General features: G+C 66.3%; 26 protein-coding genes and 1 tRNA gene. 13 read left to right on the top strand and 14 right to left on the bottom strand.

The features are described from left to right. The first annotated feature begins 155 nt into the window (after positions 1-155). Positions 156-797: a uracil phosphoribosyltransferase gene (gene upp, locus FQV39_RS12065; RefSeq protein WP_149130509.1), complete on the top strand. Its 642-nt coding sequence runs from the start codon at positions 156-158 to the stop codon at positions 795-797. A 153-nt stretch (positions 798-950) separates the two neighbouring features. Here upp and FQV39_RS12060 read toward each other — a convergent pair whose 3' ends face one another. The 8 genes from FQV39_RS12060 to FQV39_RS12025 all read right to left on the bottom strand — a co-directional run bounded on the left by FQV39_RS12060 (position 951) and on the right by FQV39_RS12025 (position 8,024). Continuing rightward, a complete protein-coding gene (locus FQV39_RS12060) occupies positions 951-1,376 on the bottom strand; it encodes a DUF1236 domain-containing protein (RefSeq protein ID WP_248313336.1) in 426 nt (141 codons plus the stop codon). A gap of 137 nt (positions 1,377-1,513) precedes the next feature. Then, positions 1,514-1,945: a DUF1236 domain-containing protein gene (locus FQV39_RS12055; RefSeq protein WP_149130508.1), complete on the bottom strand. Its 432-nt coding sequence runs from the start codon at positions 1,943-1,945 to the stop codon at positions 1,514-1,516. A gap of 240 nt (positions 1,946-2,185) precedes the next feature. Beyond that, positions 2,186-3,160: a tripartite tricarboxylate transporter substrate-binding protein gene (locus FQV39_RS12050; protein WP_149130507.1), complete on the bottom strand. Its 975-nt coding sequence runs from the start codon at positions 3,158-3,160 to the stop codon at positions 2,186-2,188. A 64-nt stretch (positions 3,161-3,224) separates the two neighbouring features. Then, the gene (locus tag FQV39_RS12045) at positions 3,225-4,727 is read right to left on the bottom strand and encodes a tripartite tricarboxylate transporter permease (RefSeq protein WP_149130506.1); all 1,503 of its coding nucleotides are present in this window, start codon (positions 4,725-4,727) and stop codon (positions 3,225-3,227) included. Positions 4,728-4,730: 3 nt separating this feature from the next. Beyond that, positions 4,731-5,249, bottom strand: coding sequence for a tripartite tricarboxylate transporter TctB family protein (locus FQV39_RS12040; RefSeq protein ID WP_149130505.1), 519 nt, complete (start codon positions 5,247-5,249; stop codon positions 4,731-4,733). After that, positions 5,249-6,235, bottom strand: coding sequence for a LysR family transcriptional regulator (locus FQV39_RS12035; protein ID WP_149130504.1), 987 nt, complete (start codon positions 6,233-6,235; stop codon positions 5,249-5,251). The genes FQV39_RS12040 and FQV39_RS12035 overlap by 1 nt, the downstream gene beginning before the upstream one ends. A gap of 127 nt (positions 6,236-6,362) precedes the next feature. Beyond that, a complete protein-coding gene (locus tag FQV39_RS12030) occupies positions 6,363-7,289 on the bottom strand; it encodes a DMT family transporter (protein WP_248313335.1) in 927 nt (308 codons plus the stop codon). A gap of 72 nt (positions 7,290-7,361) precedes the next feature. Further along, entirely contained in the window at positions 7,362-8,024 is a 663-nt protein-coding gene (locus tag FQV39_RS12025; RefSeq protein ID WP_149130503.1) for a glutathione S-transferase family protein, read from the bottom strand. 336 nt (positions 8,025-8,360) lie between these two features. Here FQV39_RS12025 and mgtE point away from each other — a divergent pair, with 336 nt between their 5' ends. Continuing rightward, the gene (mgtE, locus tag FQV39_RS12020) at positions 8,361-9,728 is read left to right on the top strand and encodes a magnesium transporter (RefSeq protein WP_149130502.1); all 1,368 of its coding nucleotides are present in this window, start codon (positions 8,361-8,363) and stop codon (positions 9,726-9,728) included. A gap of 154 nt (positions 9,729-9,882) precedes the next feature. Here mgtE and FQV39_RS12015 read toward each other — a convergent pair whose 3' ends face one another. Together FQV39_RS12015 and FQV39_RS12010 are read right to left on the bottom strand one after the other, a co-directional pair. Then, positions 9,883-11,619, bottom strand: a complete 1,737-nt coding sequence (locus FQV39_RS12015; RefSeq protein WP_149130501.1) for a GGDEF domain-containing protein — start codon at positions 11,617-11,619, stop codon at positions 9,883-9,885. Positions 11,620-11,794: 175 nt separating this feature from the next. Then, positions 11,795-14,749 (bottom strand): ATP-binding protein, encoded by a 2,955-nt coding sequence (locus FQV39_RS12010; protein WP_149130500.1) that lies wholly within the window; start codon positions 14,747-14,749, stop codon positions 11,795-11,797. Between the two features lie 222 nt (positions 14,750-14,971). Here FQV39_RS12010 and FQV39_RS12005 point away from each other — a divergent pair, with 222 nt between their 5' ends. From FQV39_RS12005 to FQV39_RS11985, 5 genes are all read left to right on the top strand, one after another. Beyond that, positions 14,972-15,370: a phasin gene (locus FQV39_RS12005; protein ID WP_149130499.1), complete on the top strand. Its 399-nt coding sequence runs from the start codon at positions 14,972-14,974 to the stop codon at positions 15,368-15,370. 89 nt (positions 15,371-15,459) lie between these two features. Then, positions 15,460-16,395 (top strand): phasin family protein, encoded by a 936-nt coding sequence (locus tag FQV39_RS12000; protein ID WP_149130498.1) that lies wholly within the window; start codon positions 15,460-15,462, stop codon positions 16,393-16,395. A 266-nt stretch (positions 16,396-16,661) separates the two neighbouring features. Beyond that, positions 16,662-16,738: transfer RNA gene (locus FQV39_RS11995), tRNA-His, on the top strand. A 183-nt stretch (positions 16,739-16,921) separates the two neighbouring features. Next, on the top strand, positions 16,922-17,350 hold the full coding sequence (locus tag FQV39_RS11990) for an Hsp20 family protein (protein ID WP_149130497.1): 429 nt from the start codon (positions 16,922-16,924) through the stop codon (positions 17,348-17,350). A gap of 110 nt (positions 17,351-17,460) precedes the next feature. Beyond that, positions 17,461-17,727 (top strand): BQ00720 family protein, encoded by a 267-nt coding sequence (locus FQV39_RS11985; protein WP_149130496.1) that lies wholly within the window; start codon positions 17,461-17,463, stop codon positions 17,725-17,727. A gap of 22 nt (positions 17,728-17,749) precedes the next feature. Here FQV39_RS11985 and FQV39_RS11980 read toward each other — a convergent pair whose 3' ends face one another. Further along, positions 17,750-18,526, bottom strand: coding sequence for an alpha/beta hydrolase (locus FQV39_RS11980; protein WP_248313334.1), 777 nt, complete (start codon positions 18,524-18,526; stop codon positions 17,750-17,752). A gap of 115 nt (positions 18,527-18,641) precedes the next feature. Between FQV39_RS11980 and FQV39_RS11975 the strand changes: the two genes are divergently transcribed. Then, positions 18,642-19,859, top strand: a complete 1,218-nt coding sequence (locus FQV39_RS11975; protein ID WP_149130494.1) for a glycosyltransferase family 4 protein — start codon at positions 18,642-18,644, stop codon at positions 19,857-19,859. Between the two features lie 117 nt (positions 19,860-19,976). After that, positions 19,977-20,519: a translation initiation factor IF-3 gene (gene infC, locus FQV39_RS11970; protein ID WP_149133802.1), complete on the top strand. Its 543-nt coding sequence runs from the start codon at positions 19,977-19,979 to the stop codon at positions 20,517-20,519. Positions 20,520-20,652: 133 nt separating this feature from the next. On the opposite strand, the gene FQV39_RS11965 is transcribed toward infC, so the two are convergent. Then, a complete protein-coding gene (locus FQV39_RS11965; RefSeq protein WP_248313333.1) occupies positions 20,653-21,240 on the bottom strand; it encodes a TetR/AcrR family transcriptional regulator in 588 nt (195 codons plus the stop codon). A 102-nt stretch (positions 21,241-21,342) separates the two neighbouring features. Here FQV39_RS11965 and FQV39_RS11960 point away from each other — a divergent pair, with 102 nt between their 5' ends. Continuing rightward, entirely contained in the window at positions 21,343-22,551 is a 1,209-nt protein-coding gene (locus FQV39_RS11960; protein WP_149130493.1) for an MFS transporter, read from the top strand. A gap of 24 nt (positions 22,552-22,575) precedes the next feature. On the opposite strand, the gene FQV39_RS11955 is transcribed toward FQV39_RS11960, so the two are convergent. Further along, positions 22,576-23,601: an amino acid ABC transporter substrate-binding protein gene (locus tag FQV39_RS11955; RefSeq protein WP_187640254.1), complete on the bottom strand. Its 1,026-nt coding sequence runs from the start codon at positions 23,599-23,601 to the stop codon at positions 22,576-22,578. Between the two features lie 270 nt (positions 23,602-23,871). Between FQV39_RS11955 and rpmI the strand changes: the two genes are divergently transcribed. Together rpmI and rplT are read left to right on the top strand one after the other, a co-directional pair. Beyond that, positions 23,872-24,072 carry a 50S ribosomal protein L35 gene (gene rpmI / locus FQV39_RS11950; RefSeq protein WP_047575639.1) on the top strand — a complete coding sequence of 67 codons (201 nt, stop codon included), beginning with the start codon at positions 23,872-23,874 and terminating at the stop codon, positions 24,070-24,072. A 28-nt stretch (positions 24,073-24,100) separates the two neighbouring features. Then, entirely contained in the window at positions 24,101-24,478 is a 378-nt protein-coding gene (gene rplT, locus FQV39_RS11945) for a 50S ribosomal protein L20 (protein WP_149130491.1), read from the top strand. Between the two features lie 62 nt (positions 24,479-24,540). Here rplT and FQV39_RS11940 read toward each other — a convergent pair whose 3' ends face one another. Further along, complete coding sequence (locus FQV39_RS11940; RefSeq protein ID WP_149133800.1) at positions 24,541-25,317, bottom strand: LOG family protein; 777 nt, start codon at positions 25,315-25,317, stop codon at positions 24,541-24,543. A gap of 112 nt (positions 25,318-25,429) precedes the next feature. Here FQV39_RS11940 and pheS point away from each other — a divergent pair, with 112 nt between their 5' ends. Continuing rightward, complete coding sequence (gene pheS / locus FQV39_RS11935; RefSeq protein ID WP_149130490.1) at positions 25,430-26,512, top strand: phenylalanine--tRNA ligase subunit alpha; 1,083 nt, start codon at positions 25,430-25,432, stop codon at positions 26,510-26,512.

Genomic DNA, 26,512 nt, shown 5'->3' with positions numbered 1-26,512 from the left:
AAATCTCGCCGTCATTCCGGGCGTAGCGAAGCGGAGACCCGGAAGCCATCGTAGAGCGGGACACCCTTCGATGGCTTCCGGGTCGGCGCCGCTTTGCGGCTTGCCCGGAATGACGCGTGTTGAAACGTTGGGCAGAAGCAAGAGGAAACGGGCGTATGACTTCGAGCCAGGACGGCGTCACTGTCGTCGATCACCCGCTGGTCCAGCACAAGCTCACGCTGATGCGCGAGAAGGACCGCTCCACCAAGAGCTTCCGCCAGCTCCTCAACGAGATCGGCATGCTGCTCTGCTATGAGGTGACGCGCGATCTGCCGACCGAGCTGATCGAGATCGAGACGCCGCTGACCCGTTCGATGCAGCCGGTCATCGCCGGCAAGAAGCTGGTCTTCGCTCCGATCCTGCGGGCGGGTGTCGGCTTCCTCGACGGCATGCTGGAGCTGGTGCCGGCCGCGCGCGTCGCCCATATCGGCCTCTACCGCGATCCAGATACGCTCCAGGCCGTCGAGTATTACTTCAAGGCGCCGTCCGACATCGCCGACCGCATGATCGTGGTGATGGACCCGATGTTGGCGACCGCCAATTCCGCCGTGGCTGCGGTGGAGCGTCTCAAGGAGCGGGGCGCCAAGGATCTGCGTTTCGTCTGCCTGCTGGCGGCGCCCGAGGGCATCGCTCACCTGCGCGGCGCCCATCCCGATGTCCGCATCTGGACCGCCGCCATCGACGAACGCCTCAATGACCACGGCTATATCGTGCCGGGTCTCGGGGACGCGGGCGATCGCATGTTCGGCACGCGCTGAACGTCGGAAAGGCCCATGCCGTCACCGGCACGGGCCTTTGCCGGCCTGGAGCATTTTCGAGCGAAGTGGCTACCGGTTCGCGTGAAGAAAATGCGATCAAACAAGGAGATGGAGCATTTCCGCGATTCAGAGAAACGCGGAAATGCTCTGGCGTCATTCGATGATTTCGACCACGCGCCGCGTCCGTGGCTCGACGATGACGGCTTCGTCGTTCACGATCGTATAGCGATAGCCGGGCGCGCCGTATTCCGCGGGCACGTTGCGATAGACCAAGCCACGGGCCGGTAGCACGGTGCCGACCACGATCGGTTCGGCATAGCGATACGAGCGCATGTGCTGTGCCATCACATAGGTCCGGAAGGCCGCGTCGTCATTGATCATCGTCCCGCCGGCGGGATCCCGCTTGAGGGGCGGAGCGAATACGCCGAACGGCATCATGTACGTCTCGGTGCCGACGAGGGCCGGGTCATGAGTGAAGCCGCCGCTGGCGGGGTCGCGGATGATAGGCCCCATGGTTTGTGCGAAAGCGGTTGCGGGGATGGCTGCAAGGGCGGCAACCAGTAGAATCCGCTTGATCATGATCGATCTCCGATATCTGCCTAGCCCCGCTGCGAGAATGCGCGCCTTCTGCGGCAGTTCCGTGCTTCGACGATCACGAAAGCGAGAAGGGCCCGCCCCGTTGCCGGGGCGGGCCCTTCCATGTCGAGAGACGAGCGTCATTCGATGATCTGGACCACGCGGCGTGTCTGCGGCTCGACGATGAGCGTGCGATCGTTCACCACCGTGTAGTTGTAGCGCGAGGCCGTCGGCCCATACTCGGCCGGTACGCGGTGATAAACGACGCCCTGCGCCGGTAGGACCGTGCCGACCGCGACCGGCTCGGCATAGGCATATGACGGGACGCGCTGCTCGACGACATAGGTGCGGAAGCGCGGCTCGGCAGCATCGCCGACGATCGCGCCGACCACAGCGCCGCCGACGCCGCCGACGACAGCGCCCACCGGGCCGCCGACCACCGCGCCGCCGACGGCACCGGCCGCCGCGCCGCTGGTCGCACCGCCCACCGCACCGCCCGAAGGCTGGCTCTGGGCGAAGGCGATCGCCGGGGTAATGGTCAACACCGTAACAAGAGCGAGCTTCTTGAACATGGCTTTCTCCTTTTGAAGCGAACTTCGGGAAAGAAAACCGCAGCAGCTCGAAACAGTTCCCCGAAAACCGGGTCACGAGATGTTAACGTTTGCAATCGGCGTCGAGAAGATTAGGTGCAACAATGACTTGCCGGTTCATTGCGGAAGGGCGGCGGGTTCGCTCAGCGGGCACAGCTTTTCGCTGGAAATGAAAGCGGCGGGCACGAGGCCCGCCGCGAAGACGATCGAGTTAGCCTGATCTCACTGCTTCGGAGCGGCCGAAAGCGCAGGCGTCAGCTTGTCGGCATCGCGCTTGATCAGCGCCGCGAAACCGGCCGGAGTGCGCTCTTCTGCGGTCGGCAGTACAGTGCCGAGGTCGAGCAGGCGCTTCTTGGTGCCGTCGTCGTTGAGCGCCTTGTTCAGCGCGTTGACCAGCTTGTCCACGGCTTCCTTCGGCATGCCCTTCGGGCCGGCAATGCCGTTCCAGGCTTCGATCTGGTAGTCGGGCAGGCCGGCTTCCTTGGTGGTGGGGACGTCGGGCAGGGCCGGCGAGCGCTGGGCCGAGGCGATCGCGTAGGCCTTGATCGAGTTGGCGCGGACCTGCTCGGCGACGGAGACGATCTGGTCGCACATGAAGTCGACCTGGCCGGAAACGAGGTCGTTCAGCGCCGGGCCGGTGCCGCGATAGGCGACCGAGTTGATCTTCGGCGTGCCCAGGATGCCCTTGAGCAGGGTGCAGGTGGTCCAGGAGACCGAGCCGAGGCCGGCATGGGCCTCGTTCACCTTGTCCTGGTTCGCCTTCACATAGGTGACGAAGTCCTTGAGGTCCTTCGGCTCGAAGTTCTTGCGCGCCACGATCAGGATCGGCGTGCCGCCGGCCAGACCGATCGTCTGCATGCCGTTGATCGGGTCGTATTTCAGGCCGGGATAGGTGGCCGGTGCCGCCGAGAAGGTGCCGAGATGGCCCATCGCGATGGTGTAGCCGTCGGGCGCCGCCGTGACGGCGCGCGTGATGCCGGTGGTGCCGCCGGCGCCCGCGACGTTCTCGATCACGATCTGCTGGCCGAGAGTCTTCGACATGTGATCGGCGACGATGCGGGCGATGATGTCGGTCGGCCCGCCGGCGGCGAAGGGCACGATCATGGTGATCGGCTTCGTCGGATAGCTCTGCGCCTGCGCTCCGCCTGTGAAGGCCAACGCCGCAGCTGCGGCGAGGCCGAGAACGAACTTTTTCATCAGCATTCCTCCCAGAGATTGCTTGCAATGAAACTGGTGAGGCGCCGCCGGGGCGGCAACCCCGTCATTCGGTGAAGACTTCCTCGCGCTTCTTCGAGATCGAGGGCAGCAGCGCAATGGCCAGAACCAGCACGGCGACGGCGAGCAGGCCGGCGGAGATCGGCCGTTCGACGAAGGTCATGAAGGAGCCGCGCGAGATGATCAGCGCCTGCCGGAGCTTCTCCTCCATCAGCTTGCCGAGCACGAAGCCGAGCAGCATCGGCGCGGGCTCGAAACCGAGCTTGATCAGGAGATAGCCGAACAGGCCGAACAGTGCCGTGAAGGCGACGTCGAGCGGCTGGTTGTTCACCGAATAGATGCCGATGCAGCAGAAGATCAGGATCGCCGGGAACATCAGCCGGTAAGGCACCTGCAGCAGCTTCACCCACATGCCGACGAGCGGCAGGTTGATGACCAGCAGCATCAGGTTGCCGATCCACATCGAGGCGATCATGCCCCAGAACAGGTCCGGGTTGCGGGTCATCACCTGCGGGCCGGGGATGATGCCGTGGATCGTCATCGCGCCGACCATCAGCGCCATCACCGCATTCGGCGGGATGCCGAGGGTCAGCAGCGGAATGAAGGCGGTCTGGGCACCGGCATTATTGGCGGATTCCGGCCCCGCCACGCCCTCGATCGCGCCCTTGCCGAAGCGCGACGGATCCTTGGCGATCTTCTTCTCGACGGTGTAGCTGGCGAAGGGGCCGAGCACCGCGCCATTGCCGGGCAGGATGCCGAGAATGCCGCCGATGAAGGTGCCGCGCAGTACCGGCGCCGCCGACTGCTTGATGTCCTCCCAGCCGGGCAGCAGCCGGCCGATCTTGCCCTTAACCACGTCGCGGGCTTCCGGGCTTTCGAGGTTGCGCAGCACCTCGGCGAACCCGAACACGCCCATCGCCAGCACCGAGAAGTCGATGCCGTCGGCAAGCGCGGGAATGCCGAAGGTGAGCCGTTCCTGACCCGTTTCGAGATCCGTGCCGACAGTCGAGAACAAGAGCCCCAGCATGATCATGCAGAAGGCCTTGAGGATCGAGCCACGCGCCAGCACCACCGCGAAGCACAGGCCCATCACCATCAGCGAGAAATATTCGGCGGGGCCGAACAGCAGTGCCATCTTGGTGAGCGGTGCACCGAGCGCGGCGATGATCACGGTGGCGACGCAGCCGGCGAAGAAGGAGCCGATCGCGGCCGTGCCGAGCGCTACGCCCGCGCGTCCCTGCTTGGCCATCTGGTGGCCGTCGAGCGTGGTGACGACCGAGGTCGCCTCGCCGGGGATGTTGACCAGGATCGCGGTGGTCGAGCCGCCATACTGCGCGCCGTAATAGATGCCGGCCAGCATGATCAGCGCGCCCGTCGGATCAAGGCCGAAGGTGATCGGCAGCAGGATCGAGATCGTCGCGATCGGGCCGACGCCGGGCAGCACGCCGATCAGCGTGCCGACGAGGCAGCCGACGAAGCACAGCGCGATGTTCTTGAACGTGAGCGCGACACCGAAGCCGAGCGAAAGGTGGGCAATCGTCTCCATCATCGCTCAGATACCCAAAAGCCAGGGCGCGAGCGGGATCGGCAGGCTCAGCGCGTATTTGAACAGAAGGATGCAGGCCGCCGACATTGCCACCGCGAAGATCAGCAGTTCCTTGAGCTTGCGGTCATCCGCCGCCAGCCCCGAGAAGAAGATGAGCAGCGGGCCGGAGACGAGCAGGCCGAGCGCCGGAACCTGGATCGGGCCGAATTCGAAGCCGCGGATGGTCAGCGCGAACAGGCAGGCGCCGCCGAGCGCGAAGAAGATGCCCTTCCAGGACCAGCCCGAGAGGCTCTCGCCCTTGTAGTGCAGCGAGGCGAGCGCCAGCATGATGCCGAGCGCGCCGCAGATCACCGCGAAGGTCTTCGGCAGCATGCCCGGGCCGAGCTGGCGCAGCGTTCCGACCGGAAGATCCCAGGAAAAGATGTAGGCACCGATCGCCAGCACCACCATGAACAGGCCGCCGGCCAAATCCTGCGTCGATCGTATGCGCAAACCCTGCGCCCGTTCTATCTGATTGAGACTCATCAGGCTCCTCCGATTGGCGACCCGGTGCGGGCGGTCCGCTTCTGCGTTTTGGGGGAAGGGGTGAGGGGAACGCTGTGGCGCTCGTCGAGCAAGGTCACGCTTTCCCGCAGGATCGCAAGGAAATCGTCGCGCGCCGGCAATTTCTGCTGGGGACGCCAGGCGACGCCGACCAGCGCGCCCGGCGGCGGCGGATCGAGCAATGCGCCGCGCAGCCGCCGCATCGTCACACCGGGGAAGGAGAGGCGCGAGACCCAGTCCGGCGCCAGCGCCATGCCGAGCCCGGCCGCCACCGCGGACATCATCGCCGGCTTCTCAGTCGCCTCGATGGTGACGTTGGGGACCGCGCCGACGCTCTCGAAATAGGCCATGACGAGGTCATAGGCGTAGGGGCGGATGCGCTTGGAAGGCACGACGAAGGGCTCGCCGACGAGATCGAGCATCGTCAGGTGCTCGCGGGCGGCGAGCGGATGCATCTCGTTGAGCACCACGAGCGGGCGCTCCACCCGCAGGATCTCGAAGGCGCAGTCAGTCGGCTTGCGCGGCGGGCGGGTGAGAGCGAGGTCGAGCTTGCCGGATTCAAGCATCTGTACCAGCGCGGCCGTCATCGCCTCGACGAACTTGATCTCGATGCCGGGGAAGCGGGCGCGGAAGGCCATCAGCGCTTCGGGGACGAAGCTGGAGGAGGCCGCGTCGATCGCCCCGACGCGCAGGACCTTGCCCGAGGCGAGAGAGGCCTCGCGCACGGCCCGGGAAGCGTGCTCCATCTTGACGAGGATGCCTTTGGCTTCCTCGAGCATGATCAAGCCGGCGCGTGTCATCGCGACCTGGCGGGTGGTCCGTGTCAGCAGGCTGACGCCGAGTTCGTCTTCGAGGGCGCTGATCTGGCGCGACAAGGCAGGAGGCGCGACGCCGAGCCGCTCGGCCGCGCGGCCAAAATGCAGCTCTTCCGCCACCGCGATGAAACATCGCAGTTGCCGCACATCCATGGCCGTCCCCTGTTCCCCGGTATCGCTTCCCGCGATATCTCTGTCAGTGGCACGTGCCCTTAGCGACTCCAGCCGACAAGTCGACTCTAGAGCAATTCATAATTTTTTGGCAATAAACTCTTCAGGCTCATGCCGGCCGGGTGCGCGCCATCCGAAACAGCCTGCCATCGATCAGGGCAAGCCCGGCGGCTATGGCCATCATCCCGAGGAAGTGCCGCGGTTGCAATGCCTCGCCGAGGAAGGCCGAGCCGAGCAGGATCGCGCTGACGGGGATCAGGAACGTCACCAGCATGACGTTGGTGCCGCCGGCGCGGCGCATGATCCGGAAGAAGATGACATAGGCGAGCGCCGTCGAGAGCAGCGCGAGCCCGATGAGCGAGAACACGACCTTGGCGCTCGGGGCTGGCAGTTGCCAGGGCGGGTGGAAGGCCATCACCAGCGGGATGGTCATCAGCGTCGTGGCGCTGACCTGCCCGGCGGCCGTGACGAGAGGTGGCAGGCCACGGAAGCGCCGGCCGTAAAGGCCCGCAAAGGCATAGGACAGGGCGGCCGCGAGGCAGGCGAGTTGCGGCAGGAGCGCTCCGGAGAGACCTCCGACCGCATCAGGACCCATCAGGATCGCAACGCCGACGATGCCGGCACCGACTCCGGCGAGCTTGAGCCCCGTCGCCTTCTCATCCTGCCCAAAGACATGGGCGACGACGACGCCGAAGAGCGGGGTCGTGGCATTGATGATCGAGGCGAGGCCGCTGGCGATCTGCGTCTGGCCCCAGAAGATCAACCCGAACGGGATCAGGTTGTTGAGCAGACCCATGCCGAAGAAGGCGAGCCACATCCGCCCGCCGACGCGCATAGACAGCCCTGACAGCCTGACGACCAGGAGCAGCGCCGCCGCGGCCATGCCGACACGCGCGAGCACGACCGCCAGCGGCGGCCACTCGGTGACGGCGATCTTGCCGAAGAAGAAGGCGCCTCCCCACAGCAGCGACAGCAGCAGGAGCAGCAGCCAGTCGCTGAAATCCATAGCAGGCTGCGAAGCGGAGGATGACGACATGGCGAGCCTGCTGAAAAGGAGCGAGCCGGAGCGATAGGCTCGCCCTGGCTCATCCTCCACCCGTTTCCTGCGTCAGGCGGCTTCGGCGTCGCGCGCCTGCCACATCGCCTGGAAGGCCGGCCGTGCCTGGCAGGCATCGAGCCAGGCCTTGACGCGCGGAGCGGCGTCGAAGAGCTGCGTCGCCGGCTTCGCATAGCGGATGACCTCGGCAACGTTGATGTCGGCGACGGTGAAGCGGCCGCCCATCACATAGCCGTTGCCCTCGGCCAGCGTCTTGTCGAGCACGGCGAAGGGTGCCGCCAGAGCAGCCAGAGCCGCCTCGACCAGCTCGGGCTTGCGCTTCTCCGGCGGGAAGGCGGCAAGGTGCTGCTGCAGGTTGAGCGCGTGGGTCTCGCACTCCGTCGCTGCCCAGAGCGCCCACATGATCGCGAGGCCCTCTTCCTGCGCGTTCTGGGGCGCCAGAGGCCCGCCATGCTTGCGCGCGAGATAGAGGTTGATCGCCAGCGATTCGTGCAGTTTGAAGCCGTCGTCGTCGATGCTGGGGATATGCCCGTTTGGGTTGACCTTCAGGAACGCGGCGCTGCGCGTGTGCAGCGGCACGCCGGGCGCAGCCGGGTCCGGCAGGCGATAGGCCTGGATCACCGGCACATGCGTGAACGGCAGGCCGAGCTCGTTGGCGAGCCAGATGACGCGCGTGGCGCGTGAGCGATAGCAACCGTAGATCGTCAGGGACATCGGCGGAATTCCGGTGAGAGATGGCGAGCTGGCGACCGGAGCCGGCGAAGGCGCCGATTCCGTCGCTGCGACATTAGGCGCGGGACCGCGCCGCGCCAATGCGGAAGCCCCCGATCGCCGCATGCAAAAAACCGTTTGACGCGGGCGCTTTGCGGGTGCATTGGCGCTCCTGCTTCCGGCCCGTGTGGCCGGCTGCTCACAGGAAACCTCAACCCGATGCCAAGCGACAGTCCCAGCCGACAGTCGAAGCCGTCTGCCGCCGCCTCGCGCGCCTGACCGGGTTGCCCGGCTCGCCTGCGATCCGGCCATGACGGCCCGATCGCAAGGAATAGAGCCATGAATGACACCGTCGCCACGACGGACCTCCTCGCCGTGACGCTGGCCCAGACGCTGGCGCAAGAGCACGTCGCCGACATCGTCGAGACGCTGAACGAACAGAACGAGGCGACCATCGCCCACGTCCTGGCGGCGCTGCCTTTCGAGCGCGCCGTCGAGGTCCTCGATCAGCCTGAATTCACCGCCGCCGCGGAGGCCCTGGCCTTGCTGCCGGACGGGCGTGCCGGCGCGCTGCTTTCGGCGATGTCGGCCGACCGAGCCGCCGACGTCTTCCAGGAGTTCGACGGGGAGACCCAACAGCGCCTGAGCGGTCGCATCGACCGACAGACCCGCTCCGACCTGACTAAGCTGCTGGCCTATCCCGAGCATAGCGCCGGTTCGATCATGACAACGGAGTTCGTCAGCGTGCCGTCGAGCTGGTCGGTGCAGCAGACGCTCGACCATATCCGCCGCGTCGAGCGCTCGCGCGAGACCGTCTATGCGATCTATGTGCTGGATGCCGCGACGCGGAAGCTGGTGCGCGCCGTCTCGCTCAGGCGCTTGATCGCCGGCGATCCCGACGCGCCGGTCGAGTCGGTGGTGCCGGCGCACAAGCCGATCACCGTGGCCCCCGAGATCGACCGCGAGGAGGTGGCGCGCCTCATCACCAAATATGACCTGCTCGCCGTGCCGGTCGTGGATGCGGACGAGCATGTCATCGGCATCGTCACTTTCGACGACGTCATCGACGCCATGATCGCCGAGACGACCGAGGACGTGCAGAAGCTCGGCGGCATGGAAGCGCTCGACGAGCCCTACAACGAGATCGGCTTCCGCGGGATGATCCGCAAGCGCGCTGGCTGGCTCTCGATCCTGCTGGTCGGCGAGATGCTGACCGCCTCGGTCATGCAGTTCTTCGAGGGCGAGCTCGAGAAGGCGATCGTGCTGACGTTGTTCATCCCTTTGATCATGAGCTCGGGCGGCAATTCCGGCTCGCAGGCGACCTCACTGATCATCCGGGCGCTGGCACTGCGCGAGATCACGCTGAAGGATTGGTGGCGGGTCGCGCTGCGTGAACTGCCCACGGGCCTGACGCTCGGCAGCATTCTCGGCGCGATCGGCGTGGTCCGCATCATCCTGTGGCAATGGGCCGGCTTCTACGACTACGGGCCGCACTGGATGCTGGTCGCCGCGACGGTGGGCGGCGCGCTGGTCGGCATCGTCACCTTCGGCTCGCTCGCCGGCTCGATGCTGCCCTTTGCGCTGAAGCGGCTCGGTTTCGACCCTGCCAGCGCCTCCGCACCTTTCGTGGCGACGCTGGTCGATGTCACCGGCTTGATCATCTATTTCGGTGTCGCTGCTGCGATCCTGACCGGCACGTTGCTTTAGGGCATTTTTCGATCAGTTTGGATCGCAGAAGCCGTCATTGCGAGGAGCGAAGCGACGAAGCAATCCAGGAGCGGCAGGGCTCGACGGTTCAACCCAGTCCCCCTGGATTGCTTCGCTGCGCTCGCAATGACGATTCAACTTGATCGGTAAGGCTCTAGCGGCCGATCGCCTCGACCCCGGCAGCATCGATGCCGACGCGGTTGCGGCCTTCCCGCTTGGCACGGTAGAGGGCCGCGTCGGCGGCCTTCAGCAGTGGTTCCCACATACCGGGCGTCGCCTGAGCCGTAGCGACGCCCAGGCTCGCCGTGATCGCGATCTCCGTTTCCGTGTCGAGCGGGACGGGCCTCGCCTCGATCAGGTGGCGCAACCGCTCGGCGATCTCGGTGAGCAAGGCGAGATCCCCTGCGTTGCCGTCGAGAACGAGAATGGCGAACTCTTCGCCGCCAAAACGGGCGATGACATCGCTCCCGCGCAATCCCTGCTGCAGCCTCTGGGCCACGCTCCGCAAGGCCTGGTCCCCGGCCGCATGGCCGAAGCGGTCGTTGATCGCCTTGAAATGATCGATGTCGACCAGGACGAGGCCAACCTGATCTGGACCGTGCGGACGTCTGACGAGCTTCTGCACCAGCCTTTCCAGAGCGCCCCGATTGAGCACGCCGGTCAGCCCATCCGTATCGGCCTGGCGCTTCAGGCGTGCCGCCAGCCTTGCTCTTTCGGCGTCGAGCTGCTCGCGCTCGATCAGCCGTTGCCGCAACGTACCCAGAGCCTGGAACAAATCCCGCATCTCGCCCCTCACGCGCGGCGGCTGCGCCGGCTGGTCCAGCCGGCCATTTGCCAGATCGACGATGCGCGCGCGTGCGATGAGGAGCGGGTCCAGGAGGAAGCGCTGACAGATGAACAGAAGCAGAAGTTCGACGGCCAGCACCAGGGCTATGCCGAGAGCGACGAAGAGGAGATTTGACTGCGCGTGACGATGCGCAGTGGTGAGTTCTCCGGTCACATCGTCGACGAAGCGGTCCCGCAATCGCTCGATGGGCACAAAGCTCGGGACGATGGCATCGGTGAAGGCCTCGGGCGTGCCCTCATAAGTGCCTGACTCGAGCTGCTGGCGTGTCTCCTCGATCAACTGCAACCCGGCGCCGACGAAGTCCTGTTGGGTTGCCCGATACGCCGCCGCGAGAGCGGGGGCGCCGTAGCGTGCCGTTTGCGGGCCGATCAGCTGCCACAATGTCAGCACGCGGCCGCGCTTCTGCTCGAAGGCGATCCGATTGGGCGCCGTCATCGGCCCGCCACGGGCAATCGCGATGACGAGATGGGATCCAAGCCGGCCTGCATCGTCGCGAAGCTCGCCGAGCATGCGCGCGATCAGCACGCGACCGATCAGGGCGGAGTCGCCGGCAAGGAGCTCGCTCATCGCGAGGTCGGTCAGCGGTTGGGTGGTGTCGTAGGCGGCGAACATCGCCAGCACGGCACGCGCAACGGCGTCGCTGCTGCGAACTGCAAGAGGTTGTGCCAGCACCGCATCGACGGTTGCTCGCGCCTCGGCGAGCGATAGGCGCAGCGTATCGACTGCTGGCGATAGCGAGGGCGGAAGGCGGGCGATGGCCTCGTCACTCGCGCGTCGGAAGCTGAGCATACGTTCGTGCGCCTGAGCCATCGCTGCAGTGTCGTGGCCAAGCGCAGAGTTCGTCGGTCCACGCTCGGCCGAGATTCGGTTCGCGGCCTCCAGCACGAGGCGGAAGCTTTCAAGCTGTGTCAGGCTGTTCGCGCTGCTGCGGACCTGGCCGAGAGAGTTGCCGAGCAGACTCGCGCCGAGGGCGAGCGAGCAGGCGAGCAGAAGCCCGACCGCGAGTAGCGCATATTGGTTGAGGGATGGCTCCCGGACACGCATAACGCGATACGTAATACCCCAACTCTGACGACAGGGTGTTAACAACGCCCCCCAGCGGCATGCCGACAGCGCGATATCACGCGTTTCCGAGGGAAGGAAGTTGTCGTCAGCGCAGGAAGGGAGGCCCCGACCGCTCAAAGACCGGGGCGCATTACGACACACCTCTTAGAGGCTCTTAGCTTGCCAGAACGCGCTGCGGCGGGAAGGTGATCTCGACCAGCGTACCTTCCTTCTTGACGCTGGTGATCGACATCGCGGCGCGGTTGGCTTCGACCAGCGCCTTCGTCAGTGGCAGGCCCAAGCCCGTGCCGCCGGCGCGGCGCGTCGTCGGCACTTGCCGGAAGGGTTCGAGCGCGAGCTTCAGCTCGTCGTCATCCATGCCAATGCCGGTATCGCGCACCCGCAGGATCGCCTCGCCCTGATCGCCGAGCGCCGTCGAAATGATGACCTGCCCGCCGGCATCGGTGAACTTCACCGCGTTCGAGAGCAGGTTGATCGCGATCTGGCGGATCGAGCGCTCGTCGGCGACGACCGGCGGCAGCTTCGGCGACAGGCCGGAGCGCAGGACCACGCGCCCGCGCTGCGCCTCCGGCTGCAGCAGCGAGACGGTCGAGAGCGCGATCTCGTTCAGGTTCACGCTGACGAAGTCGAGCTCCAGCTTGCCGGCCTCGATCTTGGCGAGGTCGAGCAGATCGTTGACGAGGCTGATGACGTAGCCGCCTGACTGGTGGATGTCGCGCAGATACTCCTTGTAGCGCTCGTTCGCGATCGGCCCGAAGCGCTCCTCCGCCATCACTTCGGCGAAGCCGATGATGGCGTTGAGCGGCGTCCTGATCTCGTGGCTGATCTTGGCGAGCACGTCCGACTTCTGCGCGCTCGCCATCTCGGCCGCCTTGCGGGCATCGACGAGCTCGCCCTCGGTCTTCTTCCAGGCGGTGATGTCGCGCAGCACGGCGCAGAAGCGCGGCTCGGCGCCGTGGGCGATCTGGCCCATGGTCATGAACAGCGGGATCTTGCCGCCCTGGCGCACCCGGCCGAGCACCTCGCGCCCGTCATTCAGCACAGAAGCGACGCCGCCGCCCTTCAGCCCTTCGAGATAATCGAGCGCCGGCGCATGGCTCTCGCTGGCGAAGAGCAGCGTGAACAGCTCGCCGGTGACCTCGCGCTGGTCGTAGCCGAACAGCGCTTCGGCCGCCTTGTTGAGCGACAGGAGGCGTCCGCGATCATCCACCGTGACGACGCCGTCGGTCGCCGTGTCGAGCATGGCGGTGAGCTCGGCGATGCGGCCGTCGCGCGCTTCGGCATCGAGCCTGAGCGCCTCCACGCGCGCTGCCGATTCGGCTTCCTCGGCGGCGAACTCGGCCGCGAGCTCGGCTTCCTCCGCCTCTTCCGGCGTCAGCACCTTGACCTCGCCGCCGCCGTTCGGGTGGCGGAAGGCCATCAGCGTGGCCGGCTCCTCCTGCCAGCTCACGCTGGAGAGCATCGCATCGACGCTGACCAGATGACCAAGACGATCGATCAGAGTCATCGCGCCGCCATCGGCCCGCGACGCTTCCTTGATCAGCCGGCTGACATTGCCGCCGGCCTTCAGATCGGCGAGGTCGGCAAAATCAAGCAGCTCGAGCAAAGTGCGGTTGGCATAGAGCGCCTCATCGCCGCGGTTGACCAGAACCGCGATGGGCAGTCGGTCGAGCACGTCGGCATGGGAATTCCGCTGCCGCGCCGGAGCCGTGACCGGTTCGGCCTCCGCCGCCGGCTTCTCGGTGACTGCGGCCTCTTCCTGCTCCTTGACCTGCAGCGGCGCGACCGGCGGCAGGCGTGGGCCGCTGGGCTCTTCGTCGCCGGCCAGGCGCGCACCCAGCGCCTTGGCGATTTCGCGGAAGGCATTGCGCTCTGCCGAGCTCAGATGCGGCTTCGACGGTTCGAGGAGAGGGCGCAGCGTCGTCAGCGTGCCGCCATTGCGCAATGGAACGATGTTGTCGGCGGGGGGCTTCGTCCGGGGAGCGGGCTGTTCGTCTTCCGGTTGATCTGCCGGGGGAGCTTGGGATTCGTCACGCTTGTCCAGATCCGCGAGCGGAATCTCGCTGCTCCCGTCAGGGAGGGTTTCCGCGTCGGGTGCCATTTCGCGATCCGCCGCGCGCGTCACGAGCGGCTCGGTTGCTTCGTCAGCTTGCGGCTGCACGGCCTCTGCGTCGGCAATGGGTTGCGCTGCCTTGGCAGGTTCTTCCTGCCGATTCGCGACCTCTTCCGCCACGGGCGCTTCCGCTGGCGCAGTAGGCGCGTCCACCTTGGCGTGTTCGAGCGCGACATCGGACGCAGGGAACGGCTCGCGCTCGTTCAATCGGGCGATGCCGAAGCCGCGGAAGCCGGCGAGCGCGCGCGCTGCATCGAGGATCGGCACGCCCGACAGCTCGACGTGGGCGCCTTCTCCCGGCGCATCAGTCTGCCAGAGCAGGTTATGGCCGCTCCAGGTCGTTGCCGTGCCGAGCCGCTCGATCAATCCGCCATCGCGGTCGAGAATGATGGAGCCGAGGAGATCGTGCCAGCGTTGGCCGATCAGCCTGGCTGCAGCCTCGGCGCCCGTCAGGGCGGTGATCTGGTCGGAGAGCTTGGTCAGCCGGGCCTCGCCGTCGCTCTGCCAGAGGAAGCGAATCGTCGACGGCCGAGGCAGGGGAGGCGAATCGGTCTCCGCAGATGGCGTGGGAGCGGCCGTCGCCGGTATGGCCAGCTCAGCCTTCGGAGGTATCGCGATGCCGAGTCGGCGCAGCTCGGCAGCGGAGATGGCGACCGCCAGGAGAGTCTGCCCGTCCGGGTACGACAGGAGCTTGCAGCCGCAGGTGACGGGGAGGGCCGCGAAGCCGGAGGTCAGGCGCAGTCTTTCGAGGCGGATACCGGCCGTGGAGGCTAGGCCGCCGGCGAGCGCGTCGAGCCGCTGCCGTGCCTGATTCGGAATGGCGGCATCGGCCGCCTTGCCGCCGAGCAGTGCCCACCCGGCGTCGTTCGCGAAACCGGGGCGCCCGGCGGTCGCGTCCCAGAGCAGCAGGGCGCCGCCCGCGGCAAAGGACGCAAGGGAGGCGTCTTCAGCCGCCACCGCGCCCCGTCGCGTCCAGTCCTCTCCGGATTCGCTCATGCCTGCCCGCTCGTTCGATCCGCGCCCGTTATGCCTAATGAAAGCTTAATAGCTCCCAAACGGCGGCGAATCCATGGAACCAAAGATCGCTCTCCCGCTTCTCCTCGAAACAGCGTTAACATGGGCGCTGTCGCAAATGTCATGTCGTTGTCATTGCGATGCAACAATGATATTGCAGTGCACAATGATGTAGGATTGGCTTCAAGACGACAGGAGGGTCCCATGAACGGCAAGCTACCTTATGAAGTGCCGACCGAGATGCGTGAGTTCGCTGAACGTAGCGTCGAGCAGGCCCGCAAGGCCTTCGATGGTTTCATTGGTGCGGCTCAAAAGGCTGTGGACAGCGCCCATGGCTCCGCCGAGAGCGCCCGTGCCAACACCCAGGAAGCAACCCGCAAGGCCATCGCCTATGCCGAGAACAATGTCGCGGCCGCCTTCGACTTCGCCCAGAAGCTGGTGAAGTCCAAGGATCTCACCGAGGTCATGCAGCACCAGTCGGAGTTCCTGAAGTCGCAGATGGCGGCGTTCCAGGACCAGCTCAAGGATGTCGGCGCTGCCGCGCAGGAAGCTGCGGCCAAGGCAGCCGAGACCGTCAGCAAGGCCACGAAGGGCGGCCGCTGAGGCGCATTGGCCGGTGCCATCGCACCGGCATCGTGTTCGGCCGGGCCTTGCGCCCGGCCTCCGCTATTTGCCGCTGAAGGAGAGCCGTCATGGTCAAGCCTGCTCCCACCGGGACCAAGTCCAAGATCCCGGTCAGCCTGCCTCCGGTGAGGGCGCTGTCGTCCGCATCCGCCGAGCCGCAAGCCGAAACGCCGCCGTCAACGAAAGCCGAGGCCCGCCCCGTAGCCAGCGCTGCGGTGCCGCCTCAAGCCACTGCCGCCGGTCAGGCCGTTGCGAAGCCCGCTTCCCCGACCGCTGCCGCTCCGTCGATAGCCCAGAAGCCATTGGCGACCGAGAAGCCGGCTTCACCCGCCGCTCCGACACCGGTGCGGGCCGATGCGGTTGCTCCGGCCAAGGCGGATACGTCTCGCATAGCGCCGGCATCCGCGCCTGCGGTGAAGGCGGCCCCTGCCAAGCACCGCATCGAGAAGCCGGTCGCGAAGGTCGTTGCGCCCAAGATTCCGGCCAAGGCTCCTGCGGTTGCGCCGAAGGCAGAGGGGGCGAAAGCTCCCGTTTCTGCGAAGGTCGCCCCGCAAGAGATCGCCCCGCGCGGCAATGCCGCGTCGGTCGAGTTGAAGCAGGCACGGGAACCCGCGCGGCCGGCTGAAGTCGCGGCACCTGCCCCGGTCGTCAAGCCGGCCGAGCCGGTTCCCGCTCCCGTGGCGGCCAAGCTGATCCAGCCGGTTTCGCTCGATTCGCTGCCCCTGCCGCGTCCGCCCGAGGCGGCAACCGTCGCCTCTGCGACCATGATGAGCCAGGCGCTGACGATGGCGCGGGCCTTCGGCGCTCTGCAGGCCCGCATGCTCGATCATGCCTGCGCCGAGCTCGAGGCGACATTGCACGACGCTCAGACGCTGGCGCGCAGCAACAGCGCCTCGGAAGCCATCACGCTTCAGGCCAAGGCGGTTCGCCGCAGCTACGAATCCTATGCGGAGCACCTGAAGGAGCTTGCGCGCGTCGCCAACGCCGCGCTGCGTAAGGACTAAGAGCACGCGCCGATCTGACTGCAACGCAGTCAGATCGGAGAACGCGTTCTCTCACTTAAGTTTAGAGACGGATTCACCGATCAGGTTGGTTCAACCTGATCGGATCCGGCTCTAAGCACGGCGACGGGATCGGCGCGCTGGCGGGTGCGCCGAAATTCCTGCGGTGGAAATCGAATTCCGCGGTTGCAAAAGCGACACGTCGGCACTAGGGTCCGCGCCGCTGGTGACCCCCGCTGCGGCGGCCGGGTCCCAAGCCCAGGGTACGGGCAGCCATAGCTCAGTTGGTTAGAGCGCTAGATTGTGGATCTAGAGGTCCCCCGTTCAAGCCGGGGTGGCTGTACCACCTTTAAGTTTGTCCCTCATCGTCATGTGGCGCGGTCCGCTGCGGCCCTGTCGGCGCTCCTCTTGAAGCGCGGCCACCGCTTCGCCATATCTGCGGCAAGCGAAAGGGTTCGCCTTTCGCCCGCGGGATGCTGCCAGCGGCGGGTCCCGATGTTTGTGAGGCGCCTTTCGAGGGCCTGGAGAGATGACGCGTACGCCTAGCCTGTCCCACCCGTTCCTCCTCGGCTTCGACGATATCGAGCGTGCGCTCGACCGTGTCGCCAAGGGCGCGAGCGAGGGTTACCCGCCCTACAATATCGAGCGGCTGCCCCGGACGGAGGACGAGCCCGATCGTCTGCGCATCACGCTGGCCGTGGCGGGCTTCTCGCGCGAGCAGCTCGAGATCACGCTGGAGGAGAACCAGCTGACGATTCGCGGCCGCCAGGGCGACGACAAGAATCGGCAATTCCTGCACCGCGGCATTGCCGCCCGTCAGTTCCAGCGCAGCTTCCTGCTGGCTGAGGGCATGCAGGTTCTCGGCGCCGATCTGTCGAACGGCCTGCTTGCGATTGATCTCGTCAGGCCGGAACCGGAACGGCTCATCCGGCGTATCGATATCATGAGCCGAAAGTAGAGGGCGGGTCACCGTCCAGCGTTGAAGGATGCGACCACGGTTTTCGCATCTGTTCATAATTGAAGGCGCAGTATCAGAACCGCATTCGCACTGCTCTGAAGGAGGGCGCGATGAAACAGGACAGAATCCTTATCCAGGCCAGCCCGCTGACCCCTGCGGAATTCGCCGCGCTCGGCACCGGCGAGGTCGCTTACGTCAAGTCGATGACCTCTGACGAGCTGATGCGGATCTTTCCGCAGGCTCCGAAGATCGAGTCCGGCTTGCAGCTCTTCACTCTGCTTTCGGCCGACGGCGCGCCGATCCTCGTCACGGATTCGCGCGAGGCCGCCACGGCCAATGCCTGGGAGCACGATCTGAAGATGGTCAGCGTTCACTGATACTGACCAGACTTGCAGCCGCTCAGGGCGCGGTCGCCATCCCGGCGACCGCCGATTGCAGCCTCACTATATCTTCCGGCGTGGACAGGCGGTGATCGCCGTCCTTGATCAGCGTCAGCACGACCGGATCGCCGCTGAGGTGCTCGACCAGCTTCAGCGCCTGGCGCCACGGCACGTCGGGGTCGCGCATGCCCTGCAGGATATGGACGGGGCAGCCGGCCTTGATCTCGCCGCCGAACATCAGGTGCTGACGTCCGTCCTCGATCAGGGCGCGGGTGATCGGAGTCGGGTCGGGTGAATATTCGGAGGGGCGCTGCCAGACGCCTTCGTCGAGAATCGTCCGGCGGATGGCGTCGGGCATCTGCGCCCACATCAGCTCCTCGGAGAAGTCGACGGCAGGCGCGATCAGCACGAGGCCGGCCGGTTGCAGCGGCGTGCCGAACAGGCGGCGCGCCGCGAGCAGCGCGATCCAGCCGCCCATCGACGATCCCACCAGGATCGGCCGCTCCCGGCACTGGCTTCGGATCGCCGCGAGCGTGTCCGCCAGCCAGTCCGACAGGGTGAAGCTGGCGAAGTCGCCCTCGCTCTCGCCATGCCCGCCATAGTCGAAGCGCAGATAGGCTCGCCCCGAGTCGCGGGCCCAGTCTGCGAGCGCCTCGGCCTTGGTCGCGCGCATGTCGGATCGGAAGCCGCCGAGCCAGACCACGGGCGCTCCCGTGCCGTCCTGGATCAGATAGGCGAGGCGGCGCCCGGTGGAGCCTTCTCCGACATCGAGCCATTGCGGCGGCTGGCGCTCCAAGGCAAATCTCCTGTGACGAATCACGCGGTCGCGGCGATTAAGGGCTGCGGCGGCTCTCCGATAGGGGCATATTCGCCCCGACGAACGAAAGTCCAGACCACCAGACCAAGAGAGCATGTCCTTCAAGCCGGGTGCCCATCTTTCGCTGCCTTCCACCGAAACGCATCCGCTGGCGGGGCGGACGATCCTGCAGATCATTCCCGAGCTCGAGGCGGGCGGTGCCGAGCGCACTGCGGTCGATATCGCCAAGGGCCTGACCGATGCCGGCGCTCGCGCGCTGGTCGCGACCGAGGGTGGGCGCCTCGTCGCCGAGCTTCAGGCCAAGGGCGGCGTCTGGCTGCCTTTCCCGGCGGCCTCGAAGAACCCGATCGCGATGGCGCTCAACGTCCGCAAGCTCGTGCTGCTCTGCCGGCAGGAGGGGGTGGAGCTGATCCATGCCCGCTCGCGCGCGCCGGCCTGGGTCGCGCTGGGCGCGGCGCGGCTGCTGAAGCTGCCCTTCGTCACCACCTATCACGGCTCCTACAACAGCCGCTCGGCGGTGAAGACGCTCTACAATTCGGTGATGGCGCGCGGCGACATCGTCATCGCCAATTCCGGCTACACGGCCGAGCTGATTCTCTCGAAGCACCCGATGGCGCGGGACCGGATCAGGGTGGTCAATCGCGGCACCAATTTCTCCGCCTTTGCCCCGGTGGCTGTCGGGGCGGAGCGTGTCCAGGTGCTGCGCAAGGCCTGGGGCGTCGAGCCGCATCAACGCATTGTGCTGCTGCCTGGGCGCCTGACCGGCTGGAAGGGCCAGCGCGTGCTGATCGAGGCCGCGCGCCTGATGCGTGACGGTGGCGATACCGATACCGCCTTCATCCTCGCCGGCGACGCTCAAGGGCGCGACGGCTATGTGAAGGAACTCGACGGGCTTATCGCCAAGGCGGGCCTGGAAGGCCGTGTCCGGCGGGTCGGCCACTGCACCGACATGCCGGCGGCGATGCTCTCCGCTGCGGTTGTTGCTGTGCCTTCGACCGAGCCCGAAGCCTTCGGCCGCGTCGCGGTGGAAGCGCAGGCGATGGGCGCGCCCGTCGTGGTTTCCGATCTCGGAGCGGTGCCCGAGACGGTGCTCGCCCCGCCGCAGGTCGCCCCCGGCGAGCGCACGGGTTGGCGCGTCCCGCCGGGCGATGCGGCCGCATTGGCGGCCGGTCTCGCCGAGGCGCTGTCGTTGCGGCCTTCTGCGCGCGATGCGCTGGCGAGGAGGGCGCGCGAGCATGTCGAGAAGCACTTTTCGCTGGAAGCGATGGTGACGGAAACCCTCGACGTCTACTGCGCGTTGCTGGAGCGCTGAGGCGCCAAGGCGCGGGCGAATGCCTGCCGCAGCGGCGTCATGCATTGACATCGCGCATCTTTGTGCAATGTGTCTGAACCAACGGCGCGGACTGCGCCAAATACAGGAGAATACCCCATTCGTCGCCCTTACCGTGCTGCCCCGGCCCCGACCAAGGAAGGCCCCCGCTCGAACCGTGATATCCGCGGAGTTCGCGAGGTACAGCTGATTGACGATACCGGCGCCAACCGTGGCGTGGTCTCGTTCTTCGAGGCGCTGAAGATCGCCGAGGATGCCGGTCTCGATCTTGTCGAGATCGCCCCGAACTCGGTGCCGCCCGTCTGCAAGATCCTCGATTACGGCCGCTTCCGCTTTCTCGAGCAGAAGAAGGCTTCCGAGGCGCGCAAGAAGCAGCGCACGATCGAGATCAAGGAAATCAAGCTGCGCCCCGGCATCGACAAGCACGACTACGACGTGAAGATGAAGGCCATGCACGGCTTCTTCGAGGAAGGTGACAAGGTGAAGGTCACCCTGCGCTTCCGCGGCCGTGAGATGGCGCATCAGGACCTCGGCGTGAAGGTACTGGAGCGCGTCAAGGCCGATACGGTCGAAGTCGCCAAGGTCGAAAGCGACTGGCAGCTCGAAGGCCGCCAGATGGTGATGGTGCTCGCACCGCGCTGAGGCGCGAGCGTCTCGTGATCTGGTTCGGATCGAGAAATGGGGCGCCCTTGGCGCCCTTTTTCATGCCGGGTGGAGCATTTTCGAGCGAAGTGGATACCGGTTCGCGTGAAGAAAATGCGATAAGGGCAAAGAACTAGCGCCGAAGCCCGTCGAGCATCGCGTCGAAGGCGTCGGTCGCCGCCTGCAGGGCGGCTTCGGGTTCGGGCGCATGCGCGATCCATTGCGCCGCATGCTGGGTCGCGCCGACGATCAGCCGCGCGATGGCCTCCGGGTCGAGCGGGGCCAATACGCCTTCGGCCACCAACTCGCCGAGCCCTTGCGTCATCATGCGGATGCAGTCGTTCTGGATCGGCCAGTTCCAGGGATCGCCGAGGACGGCCGGCCCGTCCCGCAGGACGATCTGCTGGATTTCCGGTTCGCGCGCCATGGCGAGATAGGCGGCGCACTCGTCGCGGAAGCCGGTCCAGCGATCCTCCGCTCTGGCCGAGACGGCGCGCAACCGTACCGTCATCTCCGCGTCGATTTGGTCGAGCACGGCCGCGAACAGGCCCTTCTTGTCACCGAAATGATGGTAGAGCGCGCCGCGGGTGAGGCCCGCCGCTGCAGTCAGCTCATCCATCGACGCATTGGCATAGCCGATCGTGCCGAACGCCTCGCGCGCGGCGGCGATCAGGCTGGCGCGGGTTTCCGCGATCATGTCGGCGCGAAGCCTGCGGGCCATCACATTCCTTTCGCATACGTCTCGTATGTTAATTGACATACGAGACGTATGCAATTAGTCATTCGCATACGCGGCGTATGTCCGCTTCCTTCGGGACAAGCCATGCCTAACCCCTATCGCGAGATCTTTCGCGTGCCCGGCGCGCTCGCTTTTTCGTCCGCCGGCTTCGTCGCGCGCCTGCCGGCCTCGATGGTTGGCCTCGGCATCGTCACGATGCTGTCGGAGCGACGCGGCGAATACGCCATTGCCGGCGCCGTCGCCGCGACCTTCGCGCTCGCCAGCGCGCTGATCACGCCGCAGGTCTCGCGTCTGGTCGACCGCTACGGCCAGCGCCGCGTGCTGATGCCGGCAACGGCTGGAGCAGCGCTTGCACTGAGCGGCCTGATGATCTCGACCTGGGCGGGCGCGCCGAACTGGCTACTCTTCGTCTTCGCGCTGCTCGCCGGCCCGATGCCCAGCATCGGCGCGATGGTCAGGGCGCGCTGGACCGAATTCTATCGCGACACGCCGCAGCTGCGCACCGCCTTCGCCTTCGAATCGGTGGTGGACGAGGTCATCTTCATCATCGGGCCGATCGTGGCGATCGGGTTGAGCGTCAGCCTGTTTCCCGAAGCCGGACCGTTCGCCGCCATGATCTTTCTGGTGGTCGGCGTGCCGCTGCTCTGCGCCCAGCGGCGCACCGAGCCGCCGGTTCGCGCCCGTTCCGCCGGCATCGAGGCCTCGGTCATCCGGCTCGGCGGCGTGCAAATCGTCGTGCTCGCGATGATCGCGGTCGGCGCGATCTTCGGCACGGCCGAGATCACAGCGGTCGCCTTCGCCGAGGCGCAGGGCCAGAAGGCGATGGCGAGCGTGGTGCTGGCGATCTATGCGGCGGGCTCGCTGATCGTCGGTCTCGTCTTCGGGGCGCTCAGGCTGAGGGTGTCGCTCGCCACGCAATTCGTCGCGGCAATCGCGCTTGCGGCGGCGACGACGCTACCGCTGCTGGCCGTGACCGGCCTTGCCTCGCTGGCGCTGGTCTTCTTCATGGCGGGCGCGGCCGTCTCACCGACGATCATCATCGCCATGGGGCTGATCGAGCGCCTGGTGCCGCCGCGCCAGCTCACCGAGGGCATGACCTGGGGCATCACCGGCATCGGCATCGGCATGGCCTTCGGCGCCTCGGCCGCCGGCGCCCTGATCGATGCTTTCGGGGCGCGCAGCGGCTTCCGGATCTCGGTCGCTGCTGGCGCCATCGCGCTGCTCGTCACGCTCGTCGGCTACAGCCGGCTGCTGGGCGAGCGGAAAGCCGTGGTGGTCTGCGAGCCGGCCTGATCGGCCGGCCCGCATTTAAGCGCGTCAGCGGATCGGCGGGCCGTATTGCAGGCCGCCCTGCGTCCACAGCTTGTTGACGCCGCGCGGCAGCGGGTTGCTGGTCTTCGGACCGAAATGGCGGTCGAAGCTCTCGCCGTAATTGCCGACGGCCTTGATGATGCGCACCACCCAGTCGTTGGTCAGGCCGAGACCCTCGCCGAACTTGCCCTCGGCGCCGAGCATGCGGCGGACTTCCGGGTTCTGCGAGGTCTTTGCCAGTTCCTCGACATTGGCCTGGGTCACGCCGAGCTCCTCGGCATTGATCGTCGCGATCACGGTCCAGCGCACGAGGTCGAACCAGGCCGGATCGTTCTTGCGGACCCAGGGGCCGAGCGGCTCCTTGGAGATGACCTCCTGCAGCAGCAGGTGCTCCTCGGGATCCTTCAGCCGGCCGCGCGTGCCGGCGAGCGCGGAGAGGTCGGTGGTGTAGGCGTCGCAGCGGCCGGCCTCATAGGCCTGCACCGTATCCTCCAGCGTCGCGAAGGCGACGGTCTCGAACTTGATGCCGTGGGTGCGGCCGTAATCGGCGAGGTTGAGTTCGGTGGTCGTGCCCTGGGCGACGCAGACCGAGGCGCCGTTGAGGTCCTTCACCGTGTTCACGCCGAGCTTCTTGCGGACGATGAAGCCCTGGCCGTCATAGTAGTTGATGGCGGTGAAGCTGACGCCCTGGCCAATGTCGCGGCCGAGCGACCAGGTCGTGGTGCGGGCGAGCACGTCGATCTCGCCGGACTGCAGCGCGACGAGGCGGTTCTTGCTCGACAGCGAGAGATAGCTCGCCTTGTCCTGGTCGTTGAAGATCGCGGCGGCCAGGGCGCGGCAGACATCGGTGTCGAAGCCGCGCCAGACGCCATTCTTGTCCTGCAAAGAGAAGCCCGGCACGCCTTCGCTGGTGCCACAGATGATATTGCCGCGGGCCTTGATCTTGTCGAGGTTCGATTGGGCAAGCGCTGGCGCCGAGGCGGCAGCCGTCAGGGCGAGGCCTGCGGCGAGGCTAAGCAGAAGCTTCTTCACGGGGGATCTCCAGATGCGGAACGCGCCTGTTGACCTTACGGCGTGACGGGCGTTTGAAGGAAGCACGCAAACATAGGGCTGCGGCTTCTCGGCAGCCTCATATGGCATTGCCGGCTTCGCACTTGCCAGAACCGCACTTTTCTGCGATAGGGCCGGCCTTCGATCGCCCGGCTGATAAGGGCTGCCGTGGCGGTCGTGCTTTGCTTCCTGAAAGCAAGACATTGGCAACGCGTTCAAAAGGCGCGCGGCCACGACCATTGAGGAGCTGAAATGCCCAAGATCAAGACTAAATCGGCCGCCAAGAAGCGGTTCAAGATCACCGGTACCGGCAAGGTGCTCTACGCCCAGGCCGGCAAGCGTCACGGGATGATCAAGCGGACCAACAAGCAGATCCGCAATCACCGCGGCACCACGACCCTCTTCGAGGGCGATGCTGCCAACGTGAAGAAGTTCTTCCTCCCCAACGGCTGACGCCACCTGATAGTCCGGAGATCATGACATGGCTCGCGTGAAACGGGGCGTTACCGCCCACGCCAAGCACAAGAAGACGCTTAAGGCCGCCAAGGGCTTCTATGGCCGCCGCAAGAATACGATCCGCGCCGCCAAGGCGGCCGTCGATCGCTCGATGCAGTACGCCTATCGCGACCGCAAGAACAAGAAGCGCTCGTTCCGCGCTCTCTGGATCCAGCGCCTCAACGCTGCGGTGCGTGAGCACGGCCTGACCTATTCGGTCTTCATCGGCGGCCTGATCAAGGCCGGCATTGAGCTCGACCGCAAGACCCTGTCGGCGATGGCCATCGACGATGCAGCTTCGTTCGCTGCCGTGGTCGAGACGGTCAAGGGCGCGCTTGGGCAGCCGCAGGCCCAGGCCGCCTGAGCGGTTTGAACTGATCTGGTTTGGAGAAGGCCGGCGGCAACGCCGGCCTTCTCCTTTTTGGACTATGTCTGCACGCTGCCGTTGCCCGGCGGATGCCAGCCGTCACCCGCGCCCGCGACGATCCGGTCATAGGCCTCTTCCGGTGTGTCCGCGTAGCTGAACAGTTTCAGGTCCTCCGGGCGGATGAAGCCGGCCGCTTCCATCCGGTCGAGATTGAGCAGACCCTGCCAGTAGTTGGAATCGTAGAGCACGATCGGCACCGGCCCCATCTTGCCGGTCTGCACCAGCGTCATGATCTCGAACAGCTCGTCCAGCGTGCCGAAGCCGCCGGGAAACACCACCAGCGCCGCAGCGCGCATCGCCAGATGCATCTTGCGCATCGCGAAATAGTGGAAGCGGAAGGTCAGGTCGGGCGTCGACCAGGCATTGGGCTCCTGCTCATGCGGCAGGGTGATGTTGAAGCCGATCGAGAGCGCGCCGGCTTCGGTCGCGCCGCGATTGGCCGCTTCCATGATGCCCGGCCCGCCGCCGGTGGCGATAACGTGATGGCGCCCGGCCTCGCCGTCCTGCAGCGCGCCGCCCCGCTCCGAGGCGATGCGGCCGAACTGTCTGGCCGCCTCGTACCAGGGATTGCCCTCGCGCACGCGCGCCGAGCCGAAGACGACGATGGTCGAGACGACGCCGCGCGCCCGCAGATGATCTTCCGCCTTCTGGTACTCCAGCATGAAACGCACGCCGCGAGTCGAATCGCCGAGGATGAAATCCGGGTCGAGCGCGGCGAGCCGATAGGACGGCGATTCCTTCTGATGGGTGTTGTCGGGCAAGGCATCCTCCTGCATCGGCGTCGGCTGCGCCGGGTTGTTCGGCAAAGCGTCGCTTCGCTCTGGCATAAGCCGGCCGTTCCCGCTAGAACGCGCCCGTTCCCACGCCTTCAACGCTTGCGACCCGTTCATGACCGATATCGCCACCCTGGAACGCGACGTCCTCGTTGCGATCGACACCGCCGCCGACGAAGCCGCCGTCGAGGATGTGCGGATTTCTGCGCTCGGCAAGTCGGGCTCGATCTCGGCGCTGCTCAAGACGCTGGGCGCGATGACGCCGGATGAGCGCAAGGAGAAGGGGCCGCTGATCAACGGCCTGCGCGACCGCGTGCAGGGCGCCATCGTCGCCCGCAAGGAAGCGCTGGGCGAGGCTGCCCTGGAGGCCAGACTCGCCTCCGAGCGCGTCGACGTGTCGCTGCCGGTTCAGGACGGCCCGGAGGCACGCGGCCGCATCCATCCGATCAGCCAGGTCATCGACGAGATCACCGCGATCTTCGGCGACATGGGCTTCGCCATCGCCGAGGGGCCGGATGTCGAGACCGACGACCTCAACTTCACCAAGCTGAACTTCCCGGTCGGCCACCCGGCGCGGGAGATGCACGACACCTTCTTCTTTGCGCCGGATGCCAATGGCGAGCGCAAGCTGCTGCGCACCCATACTTCGCCGGTGCAGGTGCGCACCATGCTGGCGCAGGAACCGCCGATCCGCGTGATCTGCCCGGGCCGGACCTATCGCAACGACTCCGACCAGACCCACACGCCGATGTTCCATCAGGTCGAGGGTCTCGTCATCGACAAGAGCGCCCATCTCGGCCATCTGAAGTGGATCCTCGAAGAGTTCTGCAAGTCGTTCTTCGAGATCGACGATGTGAAGATGCGCTTCCGGCCGTCCTTCTTCCCCTTCACCGAGCCCTCGATGGAGGTCGACATCCAGTGCTCGCGCAAGGGCGGCGAGATCCGCTTCGGCGAGGGCGACGACTGGCTGGAGATCCTCGGTTGCGGCATGGTCCATCCGAACGTGCTGCGCAATTGCGGGCTCGACCCGGAGGTCTATCAGGGCTTCGCCTGGGGCATGGGCATCGACCGCATTGCCATGCTGAAATATGGCATGCCGGATCTGCGCCCCTTCTTCGAGGCGGATGTGCGCTGGCTCGCCCATTACGGCTTCCGCCCGCTCGACCTGCCGACGCTGACGGGCGGCCTCTCCTCATGA

This window comes from Bosea sp. F3-2, assembly GCF_008253865.1.
Classification (GTDB): domain Bacteria; phylum Pseudomonadota; class Alphaproteobacteria; order Rhizobiales; family Beijerinckiaceae; genus Allobosea.
Note: the sequence above shows the minus strand (reverse complement) of the source record. Positions and strands in the feature narration are given on the sequence as shown.

Excerpts from the sequence above, each read along its gene's own strand:
- rpmI (WP_047575639.1), top strand. The coding sequence starts at position 23,872 with ATGCCCAAGATCAAGACTAAATCGGCCGCCAAGAAGCGGTTCAAGATC.
- FQV39_RS12050 (WP_149130507.1), bottom strand. The coding sequence starts at position 3,160 with ATGAAAAAGTTCGTTCTCGGCCTCGCCGCAGCTGCGGCGTTGGCCTTC.
- pheS (WP_149130490.1), top strand. The coding sequence starts at position 25,430 with ATGACCGATATCGCCACCCTGGAACGCGACGTCCTCGTTGCGATCGAC.
- FQV39_RS12025 (WP_149130503.1), bottom strand. The coding sequence starts at position 8,024 with ATGTCCCTGACGATCTACGGTTGCTATCGCTCACGCGCCACGCGCGTC.
- FQV39_RS12060 (WP_248313336.1), bottom strand. The coding sequence starts at position 1,376 with ATGATCAAGCGGATTCTACTGGTTGCCGCCCTTGCAGCCATCCCCGCA.
- FQV39_RS12005 (WP_149130499.1), top strand. The coding sequence starts at position 14,972 with ATGAACGGCAAGCTACCTTATGAAGTGCCGACCGAGATGCGTGAGTTC.
- FQV39_RS12045 (WP_149130506.1), bottom strand. The coding sequence starts at position 4,727 with ATGATGGAGACGATTGCCCACCTTTCGCTCGGCTTCGGTGTCGCGCTC.
- FQV39_RS11960 (WP_149130493.1), top strand. The coding sequence starts at position 21,343 with ATGCCTAACCCCTATCGCGAGATCTTTCGCGTGCCCGGCGCGCTCGCT.
- upp (WP_149130509.1), top strand. The coding sequence starts at position 156 with ATGACTTCGAGCCAGGACGGCGTCACTGTCGTCGATCACCCGCTGGTC.
- rplT (WP_149130491.1), top strand. The coding sequence starts at position 24,101 with ATGGCTCGCGTGAAACGGGGCGTTACCGCCCACGCCAAGCACAAGAAG.
- mgtE (WP_149130502.1), top strand. The coding sequence starts at position 8,361 with ATGAATGACACCGTCGCCACGACGGACCTCCTCGCCGTGACGCTGGCC.
- FQV39_RS12055 (WP_149130508.1), bottom strand. The coding sequence starts at position 1,945 with ATGTTCAAGAAGCTCGCTCTTGTTACGGTGTTGACCATTACCCCGGCG.
- FQV39_RS11965 (WP_248313333.1), bottom strand. The coding sequence starts at position 21,240 with ATGGCCCGCAGGCTTCGCGCCGACATGATCGCGGAAACCCGCGCCAGC.
- FQV39_RS11985 (WP_149130496.1), top strand. The coding sequence starts at position 17,461 with ATGAAACAGGACAGAATCCTTATCCAGGCCAGCCCGCTGACCCCTGCG.
- FQV39_RS11940 (WP_149133800.1), bottom strand. The coding sequence starts at position 25,317 with ATGCAGGAGGATGCCTTGCCCGACAACACCCATCAGAAGGAATCGCCG.
- FQV39_RS12040 (WP_149130505.1), bottom strand. The coding sequence starts at position 5,249 with ATGAGTCTCAATCAGATAGAACGGGCGCAGGGTTTGCGCATACGATCG.
- FQV39_RS12015 (WP_149130501.1), bottom strand. The coding sequence starts at position 11,619 with ATGCGTGTCCGGGAGCCATCCCTCAACCAATATGCGCTACTCGCGGTC.
- FQV39_RS12000 (WP_149130498.1), top strand. The coding sequence starts at position 15,460 with ATGGTCAAGCCTGCTCCCACCGGGACCAAGTCCAAGATCCCGGTCAGC.
- FQV39_RS12035 (WP_149130504.1), bottom strand. The coding sequence starts at position 6,235 with ATGGATGTGCGGCAACTGCGATGTTTCATCGCGGTGGCGGAAGAGCTG.
- FQV39_RS11975 (WP_149130494.1), top strand. The coding sequence starts at position 18,642 with ATGTCCTTCAAGCCGGGTGCCCATCTTTCGCTGCCTTCCACCGAAACG.
- FQV39_RS11990 (WP_149130497.1), top strand. The coding sequence starts at position 16,922 with ATGACGCGTACGCCTAGCCTGTCCCACCCGTTCCTCCTCGGCTTCGAC.
- FQV39_RS12010 (WP_149130500.1), bottom strand. The coding sequence starts at position 14,749 with ATGAGCGAATCCGGAGAGGACTGGACGCGACGGGGCGCGGTGGCGGCT.
- FQV39_RS12030 (WP_248313335.1), bottom strand. The coding sequence starts at position 7,289 with ATGTCGTCATCCTCCGCTTCGCAGCCTGCTATGGATTTCAGCGACTGG.